This is a genomic window from Paenibacillus lentus (assembly GCF_042714055.1).
GTDB classification, from domain to species: domain Bacteria; phylum Bacillota; class Bacilli; order Paenibacillales; family Paenibacillaceae; genus Fontibacillus; species Fontibacillus lentus_A.
Genome location: NZ_JBHGVC010000002.1, coordinates 605243 through 622336, shown reverse-complemented (window position 1 = coordinate 622336; position 17094 = coordinate 605243). Strand labels below are relative to the sequence as shown.

The 17094-nt window shown below is 49.6% G+C and carries 13 protein-coding genes; 3 read left to right on the top strand and 10 right to left on the bottom strand.

The window, feature by feature from the left end:
* Nucleotides 1-41 precede the first annotated feature (41 nt).
* Together ACE3MQ_RS06590 and ACE3MQ_RS06585 are read left to right on the top strand one after the other, a co-directional pair.
* Nucleotides 42-1100: a LacI family DNA-binding transcriptional regulator gene (locus ACE3MQ_RS06590; RefSeq protein WP_379391802.1), complete on the top strand. Its 1059-nt coding sequence runs from the start codon at nt 42-44 to the stop codon at nt 1098-1100.
* 94 nt (nt 1101-1194) lie between these two features.
* A complete protein-coding gene (locus tag ACE3MQ_RS06585; RefSeq protein WP_379391801.1) occupies nt 1195-3630 on the top strand; it encodes a glycoside hydrolase family 94 protein in 2436 nt (811 codons plus the stop codon).
* Nucleotides 3631-3729: 99 nt separating this feature from the next.
* Here the strand turns inward: ACE3MQ_RS06585 and ACE3MQ_RS06580 are convergent, their stop codons facing one another.
* The 4 genes from ACE3MQ_RS06580 to ACE3MQ_RS06565 are packed head-to-tail and all read right to left on the bottom strand — an operon-like array spanning nt 3730 to nt 7532.
* Nucleotides 3730-4119 carry a RidA family protein gene (locus ACE3MQ_RS06580; RefSeq protein ID WP_379391800.1) on the bottom strand — a complete coding sequence of 130 codons (390 nt, stop codon included), beginning with the start codon at nt 4117-4119 and terminating at the stop codon, nt 3730-3732.
* A gap of 21 nt (nt 4120-4140) precedes the next feature.
* Nucleotides 4141-5613: a Na+/H+ antiporter NhaC gene (gene nhaC / locus ACE3MQ_RS06575; protein WP_379391799.1), complete on the bottom strand. Its 1473-nt coding sequence runs from the start codon at nt 5611-5613 to the stop codon at nt 4141-4143.
* A 27-nt stretch (nt 5614-5640) separates the two neighbouring features.
* Nucleotides 5641-6819 carry a MalY/PatB family protein gene (locus ACE3MQ_RS06570; protein ID WP_379391798.1) on the bottom strand — a complete coding sequence of 393 codons (1179 nt, stop codon included), beginning with the start codon at nt 6817-6819 and terminating at the stop codon, nt 5641-5643.
* 38 nt (nt 6820-6857) lie between these two features.
* Entirely contained in the window at nt 6858-7532 is a 675-nt protein-coding gene (locus ACE3MQ_RS06565) for a helix-turn-helix transcriptional regulator (RefSeq protein ID WP_379391797.1), read from the bottom strand.
* A gap of 268 nt (nt 7533-7800) precedes the next feature.
* Here ACE3MQ_RS06565 and ACE3MQ_RS06560 point away from each other — a divergent pair, with 268 nt between their 5' ends.
* On the top strand, nt 7801-9051 hold the full coding sequence (locus ACE3MQ_RS06560) for a methyl-accepting chemotaxis protein (protein WP_379391796.1): 1251 nt from the start codon (nt 7801-7803) through the stop codon (nt 9049-9051).
* A 96-nt stretch (nt 9052-9147) separates the two neighbouring features.
* Here ACE3MQ_RS06560 and ACE3MQ_RS06555 read toward each other — a convergent pair whose 3' ends face one another.
* From ACE3MQ_RS06555 to ACE3MQ_RS06530, 6 genes are all read right to left on the bottom strand, one after another.
* Complete coding sequence (locus ACE3MQ_RS06555) at nt 9148-11343, bottom strand: alpha-galactosidase (protein ID WP_379391795.1); 2196 nt, start codon at nt 11341-11343, stop codon at nt 9148-9150.
* A gap of 119 nt (nt 11344-11462) precedes the next feature.
* Nucleotides 11463-12572 (bottom strand): DUF4349 domain-containing protein, encoded by a 1110-nt coding sequence (locus tag ACE3MQ_RS06550; protein ID WP_379391794.1) that lies wholly within the window; start codon nt 12570-12572, stop codon nt 11463-11465.
* Between the two features lie 153 nt (nt 12573-12725).
* Nucleotides 12726-14153: a C4-dicarboxylate transporter DcuC gene (gene dcuC / locus ACE3MQ_RS06545; protein ID WP_379391793.1), complete on the bottom strand. Its 1428-nt coding sequence runs from the start codon at nt 14151-14153 to the stop codon at nt 12726-12728.
* Between the two features lie 105 nt (nt 14154-14258).
* The gene (rihC, locus tag ACE3MQ_RS06540) at nt 14259-15179 is read right to left on the bottom strand and encodes a ribonucleoside hydrolase RihC (protein ID WP_379391792.1); all 921 of its coding nucleotides are present in this window, start codon (nt 15177-15179) and stop codon (nt 14259-14261) included.
* Nucleotides 15176-16066 (bottom strand): ribokinase, encoded by an 891-nt coding sequence (rbsK, locus tag ACE3MQ_RS06535; protein WP_379391791.1) that lies wholly within the window; start codon nt 16064-16066, stop codon nt 15176-15178. Before rbsK ends, rihC begins: the two co-directional genes overlap by 4 nt.
* 14 nt (nt 16067-16080) lie before the next feature.
* Nucleotides 16081-17061 carry a LacI family DNA-binding transcriptional regulator gene (locus ACE3MQ_RS06530; RefSeq protein ID WP_379391790.1) on the bottom strand — a complete coding sequence of 327 codons (981 nt, stop codon included), beginning with the start codon at nt 17059-17061 and terminating at the stop codon, nt 16081-16083.
* Nucleotides 17062-17094 lie beyond the last annotated feature (33 nt).

Genomic DNA, 17094 nt, shown 5'->3' with positions numbered 1-17094 from the left:
GATAGTTCCATAAACGCGCGTTTACAGAAAGAGTGATTATCATGCGGAGCGAAGATATCGCTAAGCTGGCCGGGGTATCGCGAAGTACCGTATCCCGCGTCATCAACAACTATCCTAACGTCCCGGAGGCTACCCGGGCTAAGGTGCTTGCGGTCATTGAGCAGCATCATTACGAGCCGAACAGCTTTGCCCGCGCACTGGCCGGGAAACGGACGGACACGATCGGGCTGTTTGCCATCAGCATGAACGAGAAGGAAGATGCACGCCGCATTTACCAGAACAGCTACTTTGCCCCCATCGTCGATCTCGTGGTCGATACGGCCAACGCCCGGGGATTTTACGTGCTGATTCATACGGTCTATTCGCCCAATGATTTTCAGAAGGTCAAGCAGGCTTTTCAGCAGAAACGGATTGACGGCGGAATTCTAGTCGGCACCCAAAAGGACATCGAGCTCGTTCGCGAAATGTTGGGGCAAGGCGCCCCGCTTGTCCTGATCGATTACGACATCTCGGAAATTACGGCAGAGCGCCTCGACAAGAATCATTTGGCCATCGTCAACTCGATGGATTATGAGGGCACGGTTGAAGCAATGGAGTATCTGATCGGGCTCGGTCACCGACATATCGGCATCATTCAAGGACGGATGAATACATTTTCCGGCCGGGAACGCTATATGGCTTACGAGGACACGCTGCGGAAGCATAATTTGCCGATTAGAGACAGCAGTATCCTTCAAGGCGATTTCCTGAAGGATCAAGCCTATGCTGCGGTGCTCGGCCTGCTTGACTCCGGTGAAGAGCTGCCCTCCGCCCTATTCTGTTCCAATGACGACATGGCGATCTCGGCCATGGAAGCCTTTGCGGAGCGAGGCGTCTCTATACCGGAGGATCTGTCCATCATCGGCTTCGACGATGTGCAGCTTGCTGCCCGCATTCAGCCCAAGCTGACCTCGGTCAGCCTGCCGATTGAAGAAATGTCCAAAGCCGCGGTGGATACGATCATTCGCCTTTGCAGCGGCGAACAGACAGGCTTCAGCACGCTCAGCTTTCCGACTCGGCTGATGGTCAGAGACTCCTGCCGTCCGATTTCGTCAAAGTAGCAAAATCTAGGCATCACAAGGCTCCTCTCTATACGAGAGGATGCCTTTACACTAAAATAAACGCGCGTTCACAAAAGAAAGGAGCCATCTTCACATGAAATTCGGAACATTTGACGATCAACGCAAGGAATATGTCATCAATACGCCAAAGACTCCTTATCCTTGGATCAACTATCTCGGCAACGAGGAATTTTTCGGCTTGATCTCCAATACTGCCGGGGGATACACATTCTATCGCGATGCCAGGCTTCGCCGGCTGACCCGTTACCGCTACAACAACATCCCGATGGACACAGGCGGGCGCTATTATTATCTGTACGATAACGGCGACTTCTGGACACCAGGCTGGATGCCGGTCAAACGCGAGCTTGATTTCTATGAATGCCGCCATGGACTGGGCTATACCTCCATTACCGGAGAGCGAAACGGCATCTCCGTTACGCAGCTGGCGTTCATTCCGCTCGGATATCAAGGCGAAGTGCATCGTTTAACCGTCAAAAACACCGGCAGCGAAGCAAAAACCGTCTCTCTCTTTTCTTTTGCAGAATTCTGTCTATGGAATGCGCAGGATGATATGACGAACTTCCAGCGCAATCTGAGCACCGGTGAAGTCGAAGTGCAGGATTCCGTCATTTATCATAAGACCGAGTATCGTGAACGCAGAAATCATTATGCCTTCTACTCCGTAAATCGCAGCATCGATGGATTCGATACGGATCGCGAAGCTTTTGTGGGCCTGTATAACGGTCTTCATGAGCCGCAGGCCGTCGCCTCCGGCAAAGCAACGAATTCGGTGGCCAGCGGCTGGTCTCCGATCGGCTCGCATGAAGTGAGGCTGGAGCTGGCTCCTGGAGAAGAGCAAAGTCTGATCTTTATTTTGGGATATGTAGAAAATGAAGAAGACGAGAAATGGGAAGCCCCTGGAATCATCAATAAAAAACGGGCACTGGCGATGATCGAGCAGTTTGCGGCCGATGAGGACGTCGATCGGGCGATGCAAGAGCTTGCTTCGTATTGGGATGGCCTGCTGTCGAAATACCAAATCCAGAGCGACGATGACAAGCTGAACCGGATGGTCAACATTTGGAACCCCTACCAGTGCATGGTCACGTTCAATATGTCCCGCTCCGCATCGTACTTTGAATCAGGTATCGGGCGCGGCATGGGCTTCCGTGATTCGAACCAGGATTTGCTTGGCTTCGTTCATCAAATTCCGGAAAGAGCACGGGAACGAATTCTTGATATTGCAGCTACCCAGTTCGAGGACGGCAGCGCCTATCACCAGTATCAACCGCTCACGAAGAAAGGAAACAACGAAGTGGGCAGCGGCTTTAACGACGATCCGCTTTGGCTCATCCTCGGAACGTCTGCTTATATAAAAGAAACCGGGGACATGAGCATTCTCGACGAGCAGGTTCCTTTTGACAGCAACCCGGACAATACGGCAACCCTTTTCGAGCATTTGAAGCGATCCTATTACCACGTCATTAACAATCTCGGCCCTCACGGACTACCGCTAATCGGCCGCGCCGACTGGAACGATTGCCTCAATCTGAACTGCTTCTCGAAGGAGCCGGGCGAATCCTTCCAGACGACAGCCAACATTGAAGGACGCGTAGCGGAATCCGTCTTTATCGCCGGACTATTCGTATTCGTGGCTCCAGATTACGTGAAGCTGTGCCGTCAGCGCGGTTTGGAGGATGAGGCCGCCGAGGCTGAAGCTCATATGGAAGCCATGCGCAAAACAACACTAGAGCACGGATTCGATGGCGACTGGTTCCTGCGCGCTTATGATCATTACGGCGAGAAGATCGGCAGCAAGGAAAACGAGGAAGGACAAATTTTCATTGAGCCGCAAGGGATTTGTGTCATGGCCGGGATCGGCGTAGAAGAGGGTCTTGCCCAAAAAGCGATGACCTCCGTACAGGAACGCTTGGATACAAAATACGGTATCGTGCTCCAGCAGCCAGCGTATTCCAAGTACTACCTGAACCTTGGGGAGATCTCTACGTACCCGCCGGGCTACAAAGAAAACGCGGGCATCTTCTGCCATAACAATCCTTGGATCATGATCGCGGAAACCGTACTCGGCAATGGAGATCGCGCCTTCGAGGTGTATTCCAAGATCGCTCCGGCTTATTTGGAAGAGATCAGCGATATTCACCGTACAGAGCCTTATGTATACTCGCAGATGATCGCGGGGAAAGATGCGGTTCGCCACGGGGAAGCGAAAAACTCCTGGCTAACGGGAACCGCGGCCTGGAACTATGTCGCGATTACGCAAGCCATTCTTGGAATCCAGCCTGACTTTGACGGCTTGAAGGTCGACCCGTGCATCCCTTCCGCCTGGAATGGATTGCAAGTGACCCGCGTTTTCCGTGGAGATACGTTTGAAATCTCTATTAAGAATCCGAATCACGTGTCCAAAGGCGTGAAAAGTATCACGGTCGACGGCAAGACGATCGCAGGAAATGTAATTGCCCCGATCGGCGATGGCGGCACGCATCGCGTGGAAGTTGTTCTTGGCTAATCTTTAACCCCTTGTCAAGGGATGTGCCGATTCGCTAAAACCAATAGCCCTCCGTCCTTATCCGGGACGGAGGGCTATTATTGCCTGCTATGCTGAAGATTACGGTCTCGCCGCGACCACTTCGATTTCAACTAAGCCATCCTTGGGCAGCCTTGCCACCTGAACGGCACTGCGAGCCGGATAAGGCTCGGCAAAGAACTTCGCGTATACTTCGTTAACGGCGACGAAATCATTCATATCTTTCAGAAATACGGTCGTCTTCACGACATGCTCCATCGCATACCCTGCTTCCTCCAAAATTGCCTTCACATTGAGCAGCGAGCGTTCCGTCTGTTCTTCCACAGTCGGCGGGAATGCGCCTAAAGCATCCATGCCAAGCTGCCCGGATGTAAACAATAAATTACCGAAGCGAATCGCTTGCGAGTATGGCCCAATCGCGCCTGGCGCACCTTTCGTTGCTACTACTTGTTTCTCTAATTGTTGTTCCATTGGTGTTCTCTCCCTATTTTTTTATTTTTCTTCGTCATACTCCTTCAGCATCTCTTGCTGCTGCTCCGGCGTAAGCTTGGCAATGCCGATACCTGTAAAGCCTAAAATGGTGGCAAAGATAATGCCAGTCCAGCAAAGCACCGCCCAAGGCAAATAATCCAGTGTGGCGACACCCAATGTTCCTGCCATATAAGCGCCTGCGGCTGTCCATGGCAGGATCGGCTCGATGATCGTCGCCGAGTCCTCAATCGTCCGCCCCAGGTTTTTCGGATGCAAACCGCGGCGAATATAGGCTTCCCTCAGCATTTCACCAGGCATAAGAATGGATACCTGTCCATTGCTTGTTACTCCAATCATCGTTAAACCGGTAATGATGGTGGCAACAATGAGCGAGCCTGTTTTATGAACGAATTTTAGCAGCTTGTTCACGATCAGCTCCAATGATCTCGTCAAACTAATCGTTCCGGCAAACGTAATCGCACTAAAACAGATTAACAGCGTGCCCATCATGGAGTTCATCCCGCCTCGGTTTAGGAGACGCGGAATATCCGCAATGACAGTTTCAGGATCGAAACCGCTCACATGCACCATAGCAACATCGAAGCCGTTGATGACTGACGTCACGACATCATGCAGCGTGAAGCCTTGGAAGATCATCGCGTTAGCCATCGCGAAAAAGGAAGAAAACAGCATGACTGGAATCGTAGGCTTCTTTGTGATTGAGCCATACAAAACGATAATTACAGGAACCAGCAGCAGCAAATTCCAATCAAAAATCGTATCCAGGGTCGACATGATCGTAGCAACCTTCTCAGGCACTACTGCGCCCGCTGCATTCGTGTTCAGCCCGGTAATGACATACACAATGCTTGCGACAAAGAACGATGGCAGCGTCGTGTACAGCAAATGGCCGATATGCTCATACAAATTAACGCCTGTAGATAAGGCAGCAATGTTTGTCGTATCGGAAAGCGGAGACAATTTATCGCCGAAATAAGCTCCGGCAACTACAGCACCTGCCACAGCCGCCAAGTTGACATCCATCCCGGCCCCTACGCCCATAAAGGCTACCCCGATCGTTCCGGCAGAGCCCCAAGAGGTTCCTGTACAAATCGAAACCACGGAGGTGACTAAGAAAGCTGTAATTAACAAAAATTGCGGGTTAATAATTTTCAAGCCATAGTAGATCATCATCGGAATCGTTCCGCCAGCCATCCATGCTCCGATCATAAAGCCTACCGTGATCAAAATCAGAATCGCCGGCATCGTCTTTGCGATCTTCTGGGCAATGGAATCCAAAATATCATTATAGCTATAACCAAGCATGATGGCGATTACGCCGGCAACCACTGTAGATACGATAATTAGCGGCTCTGGCGGCAATTCGAACATGACATAGCCCAAGCTAAGCAATAGAACCATGGTTATGATCGGTAATAAGGCTAAAAATAGAGTCGGTTGTTTCACATTAGGGTTTATGCTCTGCTTACTCATGATGTATTTCCTCCTAATATTAAGATATTAAGTTTTTTTCAAAGGATAGGCTGCAGCTATACGTTCGAGCGCTTCCTTCAGCACGCTGCGAGGCGCGGCTATATTTATACGAATAAAGCCCTCGCCGTCTGCTCCGAAGGAGCTGCCGAAGCTCGCGCTGACCCTGGCCGTTTGTTCAATCCACTGCTTTAAGCCGCTCTCCGCCGTATCCACGGCTCGGCAATCGACCCACAGCAGGTAGGTGCCTTCCGGTTTAATCACAGATAATTCCGGCATATGCTCATGGATAAACGCACTGGCATAAGCAATATTCCCAGTTAGGTATTCACGTAATTCTTCCAACCAGTCATCGCATGCGGTGTATGACCATTCCAAAGCCGGCACTGCAAAGAAGGTCGGGTTATGAATACCCGCTTGCTGCAACCCTTGCTTAAACCGCTCTCTTATCGTTTCATTCGGAATAATGATATTGGCAATTTCCAAACTGGCCAGGTTAAACGTCTTTCCTGGAGAAGTACAAATGACGGAACGCTGGGCAATCTCCTCTGACAGCTTGGCAATAACGGTATGCTCATGTCCTTCATGGATAAAATCGGCATGAATGTCATCGGAAACAATAAGCGCATCATACTTGATGCACAAGGCCCCGATTCGCTCCAGCTCCGTTTTTGTCCATACGCGTCCGACCGGATTATGCGGAGAAATCAACAGTACAATTTTTACCCCCTGCTGCATGCGCTGCTCCATATCTTCGAAATCAATTTCATAACGTCCATGATGGAATTGCAGCGGGCTTTCGATGAGCACACGGTTGTTTAGCGTAACCGCTTTGGCAACAGGCTGATAAACAGGTGTGTGAATAAGAATGGCATCGCCCTCATTCGTGAACTGCTGAATCACCAGAGATACGGCTTGTATAATCCGTGGGCAAAATACGATCCATTCCTGAGGTACGTGCCAGTGATAGGAACGGCCTAGCCATGCCTGAACCGCACTGAAATAGGAAGAAAACGTATCCGTATAGCCGTAGATTCCATGCCTTGCCGCCATTTCAAGCTTCTCCACCACGATTGGCGGGGCTTTAAGATCCATATCGGCAACCGATAGAGAAATCATGTCGTTCCCCATTGATTCCACCATGCCATCCCACTTGGCGCTATTCGTACCTATGCGTGAAACGACTTCATCAAAGTTGTATTTCATCATGCTCCCTCCTTGGTTTCTTTCATCATCATCTCTATCATTTATCTCAGTTTTTGCAGGTAACGATATACTGTAGGCTCAGAGATCGAAAGCGCACTAGCGACCTGGGAGACGCCTCCCTTGAGAAGGAACACCCCCTGCTCATTCAATTCCTTCACAATTTCAATCTTCTCATTCGAAGATAGACGGTCGATAGGCAAATTCACTTTACTGAGGGAATTCGCGATGATGTGCTGAAGCAAATAATCCACATTGCCTTGCAAAAATTCGGATTCCTGCAGTTTCTCCTCAGGTATTGACTCCATAGGTACAGGAGGCGTAAGCGAACCTCCCTGCAGCACATGGCTGATCCATTCTGCCGCAACCTCCACATGCGTAATATCAATGTTCAGACACATCAAGCCAACGAGCTTCCCCTGAGTATCTTTAATGAAATAAGTGGAGGATCTGAATTTCTGCCCCAGAGGACCCGTAGCCTTGTAATTGACAATATACTCCTGGTCCCGATAGGCTTCCCCCTTCAATATTTTCAGTACAAGATCCGTGGAGCTGTCCCCAATCTTCCGGCCACTGATATGCCCGTTCTCAATGAAAATGATCGAGCGCTCAGGATCACTGATATCATGAACGACCACTTCACACTTCGGCCCGACAATGGCCGCAATAAAAGAAGCTATCGGAAAATAAGATTCGAGCAGCCGCTGATTTGCAGTCAATGGTATCCCCTACTCTCACTATTTTTGATGTAATGATAATAATATTCTTATCTTGATAATAATTTATTATCTAATTTGATCATAAAACATCTCTTAAGCGTTTTCAAGTATTTTTTAGTATTGGACACCGAAAAAATTCAGATGCGATGGTTAAATATCCAAGTTATCTCGATTTTACCTGTATCTCGGAAAATCGTTATATCCGCTTGTCCTTTCGGATGATATAATGGGTTAAACATCCTATTTCTTTAAGGAGGGTATCATTCTTATGTCATGGTTCAACAGACTTCCCCTCGGCGGAAAAATTTCAGCAGCATGTTACTGTATCGCCGCCCTATTCGGAATACCGACGCTGATTATTTTCATTTTACAGGGCCACTTATTGACGGGGATCGTCTTGGTTGTCGTTCTGGGAGCGCTCACCATCCCTCTTACTCGGTACGTTCAGAAAGCGCTTACGGAATCTTTCGATGACATCTCTAATGCTTCGGCTAAAATTGCCAAGGGAGACTTCACAAGCCGCATCCATGAATCTGGAAGCATGGACAACTTAAGCCGCTCTTTCAACAGCATGATCGACAGACTCACGAAAATTCTTCAGGAGACTTCCGACATTACTCGCAAAGTGATGGATTCCAGCCGGGCAATTTCGGATAGAAACGAGGAGCTCATCCATGTTATGGGCCAGGTAGCCCAATCTTCCAATGAACTCGCGATAGGAGCCAATGAAATTTCCGAGGACGTTGGCGGGATGACCGACTCGATCCGGCAGATCGAAGAAAAGGTGAGCAATTATACCGACTCTACCCGGGAAATGAATGAGCGTTCCATTGAAACGCTGGAGCTGGTCGAGAAGGGTCGGGATTCCGTATCCAGGCAGGCGGAAGGCATGCGCCGCAACATTGATGCCACGCAAAAGGTAGCGGAGTCGATCAATGCGCTCTCCATTAATGCTAAAGGCATTACCCGAATTACGGCTACGATATCTGAAATCGCGGAGCAAACCAACTTGCTGTCCCTTAACGCCTCGATTGAGGCAGCCAGAGCCGGGGAGCATGGCGCGGGGTTTGCGGTCGTCGCTCACGAGGTTCGCAAGCTTGCAGAGGAATCCACGGCTTCAACAAAGGAAGTATTCAATCTCGTACGCGGCATCGAGAACGACGTGAAGCTGGCGGGACAGAATATCAAAATTAACGAAGAGGTCGTACAGCAGCAAAATCTGATGATTCGGGAAGCCGAGCAAATCTTCCAGCAAATCGTTCAGAGCGTCCATTATATTTCTGAGCAAATCGCGGCCTTCTCCAAGGAAAGCGAGAGTATGCTGGAAAGCGCTCACCATATTTCTCAGTCGATTCAAAATATTTCGGCCATTACCCAGCAGTCCGCAGCAGGTACGGAGCAAGTATCGGCATCCATGAATGAGCAAATCCAATCTATTCACAAGATGGCCGAAGAAACGGAAGCCATGAAAAATGCCGTATTCCAGCTGCAAAAAACGATACATATTTTCAAGTTCTAGTTGCCTGTTTTTGCATGCTAATTGCTTGTCGGAGCCAATAAAAACGAAGAAGCCATGGTCAATACCGGCCATGGCTTCTTTTTATTTCAATATTTTTTAATTCGTAACGGCTCTTAAATGCAGGACTCTGCTTTCGAAATCGCCCTGAATGGAAGTGATTGGCAACCCGGCTCCCATCAACCTGTCGCCGCCGTAGACAGTATCCGTGTCTCCCAACCGGTAGTCCAGCATCGGATCGAGGCCTTCCAGCTTTACGCGTTTTAGCGGCCCGTTTGGCTCGGCGAGCACATGGAAGTAGCACAGCAGCGCCTCCCTGCGATCCTCGCTAACGAACATCCATGACGTCTCGTTGCCTTCAAAAGGACTCAACAGGCGATACATGTCTCCCTGCTGCACTAGACCGCGAATTTCCTTGTAGCTTGCGATCTGAGCCTTGGCTATTTCCACCTCTTCCGAAGTAAACGTCGTCAAATCGAGTTCATAGCCGAAATTTCCGGACATGGCGACGTCTCCGCGGAATTCCAGGGATGTCGTGCGGCCGACCTGATGGTTCGGCACTGCCGATATATGGGCGCCCATCGTGGAGACTGGATAAACGATACTCGTGCCGTATTGGATTTTCAAGCGCTCCACGCCGTCGGTGTCGTCGCTCGTCCAGGTTTGAGGCATATAATAAAGCATCCCTGGATCAAAGCGCCCTCCGCCCCCGGAGCAGCTCTCGAACAGAATATGCGGGAACTCGCTCGTCAAGCGCTCCAGCAATTCATATAAGCCTAGCATATAACGATGTGCCGTCTCCGCTTGCCGTTCAGCAGAGCTAAGAGCAGAACCGATCTCCGTCATGTTGCGGTTCATGTCCCATTTAATGTACGAAATCGGAACATTTGCGAAAATATCGCTTAACCGCTCATATAAATACTCCCGGACATCCGCCCTGGACATGTCGAGAATCAGCTGATTGCGCGCCTCGGTTCTGCGATGATTCGGAACATGCAGGCACCAGTCTGGATGGCTGCGGTATAAATCGCTATCCGGAGAGATCATTTCTGGCTCGAACCATAGGCCGAACTGCAGGCCGGTTTGCTTCACCCGCTCCGCGAGATCCTTCAAGCCGTCCGGCAGCTTGCGCCGATCCTCAATCCAATCGCCCAGCGAGCAGTTATCGGAATCCCGCTTGCCAAACCATCCGTCATCCAGCACGAACAGTTCAATGCCGAGCTCGCCGCCCTTCTTCGCAATAGACTCGATCTTGTCGGCATTGAAATCAAAATACGTGGCCTCCCAGTTATTGACGAGAATTGGACGTTCCTGATCCCGATGCACACCCCGGCATAGTCTAGTACGGTACAGTCGGTGAAACGTACGGGACATGCCCCCGAGTCCTTCGGTCGAATAGACCATAACCGCCTCCGGCGTCTGGAAGGATTGACCCGGTTCCAGCTTCCAGGAGAAATCAAAAGGATTGATGCCTAGCGAAACGCGCGTCGTTCCATATTGATCCACCTCGGCCTCCGCAACGAAGTTGCCGCTATAAACCAAGCTGAAGCCGTACACCTCGCCTTGACGCTCGTTTGCCTCGGGACGCAGGAGCGCCAGGAAAGGATTGAACTGGTGCGAGCTGGCCCCTCTTCGGCTGTTGATTCCCGTAACCCCTGGTGCAAGTGCTCTTCGCTGAATATGACGTTCTCTGGCCCAGGCTCCAGATAAGTACAATGCATCATAACGGGCATCCGGAAGATCGACCGAGGTGCTTAGTGCCCGCTCCAGCCGCAAGGGGGCAGCTGCCTCGTTCGACAGCTTGGCCGATCTTGCAATCGCGCTAAACTGCTCGAATACCGTGTAATTCAATGTTACGGTAAGTCCCGCCTTGGCGTCATGCAGTACCAGTTCTAACGTCTCCGCCTCGCTCTCCTGCTCGGCATACGTAGCTGGCAGCCCCTCTAAGGCTGGTTTGCCGGCAACGATCCGGTGGGATTGATATGCCAGCTCGGTAATGCGGGTTCCATCAGATAGCTCGACCTGGTAGGCCGGGTTTCTGAAATCGCTTGTACCATACTGCGGGTACTCCTGCGGCAAAGTATCCAGCGAAATCGTCTTGTCGTCTGGAAACGGGTTGGGGCAGAACGAGGAGCGTTCCACCCTGTACAGCAGATCGTTCAAATTGCTTCCGTGGCGAAGCTGAGGGCCAAAATATACATGTGCAGGCATGCCCCGCACGAGTTGAATGACGTAACTGGTTTGATACGATTGCAAATGAAAAATACCTGATCCTTCGTCGTAGTAAATAGGCATTCCATATCCTCCTATCAATAGCTGATATCATGTATTCTACTATGTTCAGCTTGTTACGTAACGTCAGTAAAGTGATATTCTATATGGAATTTTGTGTCCTATTTTGAGTTTAGCGATGCTTACGAGTCTTTCTCATCACGGTCATCCACATGACCGGTCGGCCCATTAGCCTTTTCGGTCTGCTCGGCTTCGCCAGGCAAGTCGACTGTATTTTTGCGATGCAGGCGGTATTCTCTTGCTTTAAGCACACGCCTGCGGTGCGCAATCCAAATTGGAGCTGCAATGATGCCTAAGAGCAGCAGGATCGGCAGCGCTCCAGACAAAATTACGATGAGCCATTGGAAAACCGTTGCTATTGCTTTCAGACTGCCATCCAAAGCATTCCACGCTCGATGTCCCAGCGGTTCTGTCCCTTTGGGCGACAGGTTGGCCTGCTTCGTTTCAGGCTGGTACAGTCTGATCTCTACCGTGGAATAAGCCACATTCTGGTCAATGTACCGCATCCGTCCCCGTATTTGCTCAATTTCCGTCTGTATGCGTTCCAGTTCATTGGCAAACTCGACCATCTGGCTGCTCTTCGTTGCTTCCTTCAAAAACTGCAGGTATCTGGATTCCATCGCCTGCTTCACTTTGAGCCGCGACTCCAAATCGACGTATTCCTCTGAAACGTCCTGTCCCTGCATGCTTCGCTGCAAGGATTCATGCTCTAGCTTTTCCAACTGATCCAAAAATGATGAAAAGCCGGAAGACGGCACCTTTAGGATGATCGTCCCCCCTTGCTCATGCTGCGACTGATTTTCAGTGAACTCTACAATATAGCCGCCCGATATAGCCACGAGATTCCTTATCTCCGACTGAGCCACGCCGTAATCCTTTACTTCCAATACGACATTGGCCCGATAGATCAGCTTTTTATTCAACCCGGCAGGAGCATCAACCGCTTGAATGCCTTGGCCTGCTCCAGAGGGCTGTATCTCCTCCCTAGCTTTTGGAGTGGACAGCTGCTCACTGCGAGCGGCCTCCTCGCTCTCCGCCGGCATGCTTTGCTCGGATGATGCAGTCCTGCTTGAATCCGCATTCATACTTACTGATTCCGAACTGGCAGCAAAGCCGCCGTCTGCTTTACTATCGGCTGACCCGGCGCTATCTCTTGCACTTCCGCAGCCGCCCAGCACTAAGGATACTGAAATTACCCCCATACAAAATATGGACTTCCATTTCTTTGTCATATTTGTAACCCCCTTTGCTCCTTCGGACGTTTCCATTGTCTGGAAGGTTGCAGCGGGTGATTTGTTTTTTGGAATCTTGCGCGGTGTACCGCTGAAATAAAAGAAAAGAGGCACAAGCATAAGCCTGTTCCTCTTTTCTTCGTACCTATCCAATTAAAGGAAAACAACCATGGACAGGATAAACATGAAGATAACGCCTGCAATCATCGGAACCGAGGTTCTTTTTACAATAGCGATCGGATCCGTTTTTACTGTGCCGGCAACGATCAGAACCACGGCCGCAACCGGGGATACTGCCCGGAACAGGTTGCCCGAAAGACCCATAGGAACCGAAATCGCAATCGGGCTGATGCCCGCCGCATCGGCTAATGGAACCATCAGCGGCACCATGGCAAAAATCAAGGCGGTACCGCTGCCGCTAAGAATAACGATCAGCGCCGTTATGGCTACTAGGATGAGAGGCAGAACGAAATCCAATCCGTTGCCTTGAATATTTTGCATGGATTGCTGAAGCGCATCCACCAATCCGATGGATTTCAAACCTGTAACGAATACGGAAGCTGCAACCAGCAGGGCGACGATCGGCACCGCTCCACCCATTCCTTTAAAGAAGGATTCCGTTTTATCCAGTACGCTTCTGTCGCCTTTATGGCGAATGACCTCACAGATGATAGCGAGTACGAACGAAACCAAGGTCGCAACCTCTACGCTGATCTCTATCGCATAACCCGTCGAAATCTGAAGCGCGTAGGTACCTAGCAGCAGAATAATCGGGAAAATCGGCAGGATCGCATACACTGTTTTGAATAGCTTGCCGCCCTGAATGACGATGTCTTCCTTGGCTTCATGGTTCTCCTCGGCTCCACCTTGCAGATGGCTGGCTTTCTTGTCCATTCTCTTCTGCCAGTAATAATGAACCAAAGCGATAAAGAGCAAGGTTGGAATCGAGACAATGGCATGATATCTGAACACATAGTCCGTTACCGTTAAATTAGCGAAGAGAGCATGCTTAGCCAATTCCTCGGCGATCGCGACGTTGTCGCTGCCGAGCGGTGTAGGAACGATGGTCGCGGACGTAGCAATCACTGCCGCGGCAGAGAGCGCCGACATGCCCGCTTTTCTTAAAATCGGAAACAACGTAGCGAGCAAAATAATGGCCAAATTAGACGCACTAGGAATTACGAGTGACAATAAGTTGCCCAGCAAAAATACGATCGGAACTAGAATATAGGCGGATTTAATTTTGGAAATCGGCTTTGTTAAAGCGTTGACGGTCACTTCATTAGCTCCGATGGAGGACATATAAGCCGTGTATCCTCCGAGCAGGAGGATGATAAAGCCGGCCGCCGTAAAGGTCTGCTTAAACTGCGTAATTATCACTTGAAGCGGATCCAGCCAAACCGAGCCCGTCGACGCAAAATCCTTGACAGCGATCTCATTGCCCATAGCCGTACTAACCAGAATCAGAATGATCCCCATGAGAAAGAGAGTGATTTTGATGTCCATTTTTTTGATTAACATGTAGATAACAATAAGTACAGCGATAATCGCTGAGCCATACATGACTAAATTCGACCCCATAAATGGTGTTCCTCCCTAAGTTGCAAATTGGGTGCATATTGAATGCAGGGTTGGTGCAGATCAGATATAGATCAGTAGCGATTCAGTTATAGAATTAGTTGCTGCTTAGTTGCACTTGCTTAAGCTTTCCATGAACCACTTTTTGAACATTTGCGGATCGATATCGACGCATACTTTGGCATTGTTGTCTTGGCCCAAATAACCTTTCAAATCGACAACCGTACAGCCAGCCGTCAAGGATCCGTTCAGTTCGATATCCACGAAGGTATCGACCACGGTGAACATTTCAGGCTGAAGAAGATAAGCCATAGCGGAGCTGTCGTACATTTTCAATCCTGTCTTCATGCTGCCGCCTCTATATTTTTGGAACAGGGAATAGATCATTCTTCCGGTCTCGTTCATGTCCTTCAACTGCTCACTATCCTCAGGGTAAACAAGCGCCTTCAATCCAACGTCAAGCCCAACCATAACGACAGGCAGCTGGCTCTGGAATAAAATTTTTGCAGCTTCCGGGTCGGCATAGATGTTGAACTCAGCCATGACTCCGGCATTGCCGCGAGCCGTTGAGCCGCCCATGAGAACAACCTCGGCAATTTGCTCCTTGACTTCCGGGTACATTTTCAACAGAAGCGCGGCATTCGTTAAGGGCCCGATTAGAACTAAGGTCATAGGCTGTTCACTCTCCATAATGACCCGATACATGGCATTTACTGCATTTTCCTTCAATAGCAGTTCTTCCGTCGGTTCCTCAAAGTCATATCCGTCCATTCCCGTAGAACCGTGTACATTGCTTGCATCGATCGGTTCCTTGATTAACGGTCTGTCAGCGCCTAACGCTACCGGGATATCCTTCTTAAAAAATTTCAGCAATTTCAAGGCGTTTAGCGTGACCTTATCCAGTCCCACATTACCTGCTACGGTCGTAATTAAGCGTACATCCAATTCCTCGCTGTATAGGGCGATAGCTAAGGCAACGGCATCATCAATTCCAGGATCTGTGTCGATAATAATTGGTCTTTTAGTCATTTGATTCGTCCTCCTTGAATAAATTGTGCTACTTCTTCTTCCGTCGGCATTCCGGTTTGCGCTCCGAGCTTCGTAGTCGATAAAGCAGCTACGGCATTGCCGTAGCGGCACGCATCGCTAAGTGACATGCCTTGACTTAAAGCAACGGCCAATCCGCCATTAAAGGAATCTCCTGCTCCGGTCGTATCCACGACGTTGATTTTATAGGCAGGAACATTCAGCTCCTGACCTTCTTCTATTATTGAAACTCCCTGGCTTCCCTTCGTAACGATGAGCTTCCCGCTAAGATCCTGGTCATGAAGCTGCTGCTTCAATACCATTTGCTCATGCTCGTTAGGGGTAAGGTAATCCACCTGCCGTATGATTTCTGCAGGCAGCTCCTGAATCGGAGCCGGGTTAAGAATGACGGTGACTCCGTTCTCTTTCGCAATCTCTACCGCTTTTTGCACACCTTCCAATAGTATTTCCAATTGAACAAGAAGAATATCACTATCCGCGATAACTTCTCGCTTGGACTCTACAAAGGCCGCAGTCACGTGATGGTTGGCCGCCGGTACGACAATAATGCTATTGTCCTGGTTGTAGACGGTGATCGTAGCCGTTGCCGTATGATCTGTAACCGGTTCCACATTGGATATATCAACACCTTCATTGCTGAGGTGCTGTATGATGTCTTGACCAAAGCGGTCATTGCCGACGCAGCCAATCAAACGAACATCTGCTCCAAGACGGGCTGCGGCTACCGCTTGATTGGCTCCTTTTCCGCCGGGATTCATTTGAAACTGCTTGCCTAGGAGCGTCTCGCCGATTTGGGGCATTTGAGTTGTAATGGTGACTAAGTCCATGTTGATGCTGCCAACAACAGTTATTTTAGGTTTCCGCTCCATTCCTGTCTCTCCTTTTAAGTCGATTCTCTCTCTATCAGCTTAACGTCTAATATTTGATAACTCTTCTGATCTACCGTCTGCTGCTGCTCCATTAAGCTGACCAGCAACTTGGTCGCCTTCTCTCCCATTTCATAGATGGGCTGCTCTACCGTAGTGAGCTCTGGCGTCGTTGCTTTAGATAAACTGATGCCGTCAAAACCGATAATGGCTATATCCTCGGGCACCTTTTTTCCAAGCTGATAGGCAGCTTTAATGGCACCAATCGCCATAATGTCATTCGCCGCAAAAATCCCGTCCATCTCAGGGTGTCTCTGCAGCAGCTCAAGCGTCGCTTGAATGGATGACTGCATGTCATATTTGCCATCCGCGATGTATGTCTCGTTAAACCAAGGCTCCTGGCCAACGATTTCCTTATAGCCTTCGCAGCGCTCCTCCGCATTGATGACGCTGCTGTTTCCTTTAATGTGCCCAATCCTGCTGCGGCCTTTACTCTGCAAAAAGCGCGTAGCCATCATGGCTCCCTTCTTATTCTCTACAACAATCGTCGGCAGTCCTTTGCTAATCACTCGGTCGATACTAACGACCGGAATATTAAGCTGTTCGATCTGGGCCGCAGTCAAAGTATTGGAAGAAACAATAATACCGTTTACATATTGCTGCTGCAGTATGTCCAGGTAGTTTTGTTCCTTTTTCTCATCTCCATCTGAATTGCAAAGAATAACATTGTATCCCAACTGGATTGCTGTATCCTCGACAGCTCTTGCAAGCTCGGGAAAGAAGGGGTTCATAATATCGGGAACGATCAAACCGATGGTGCTGGACTGCTTCTTGAACAGACTTCTTGCTACCTCATTCGGCTTGTAATTCAGCTCTTTAATCGCCTTTTCTACCTTGATTCTTGTATCCTGGCCCACGTATCCGCTATTGTTCAAAACTCTGGATACAGTCGCTACGGATACGCCTGCATGCTTGGCAACATCTTTGATTGAGATCATCTTTTTCACTCCATCTCATAGGTAACCGGTTAC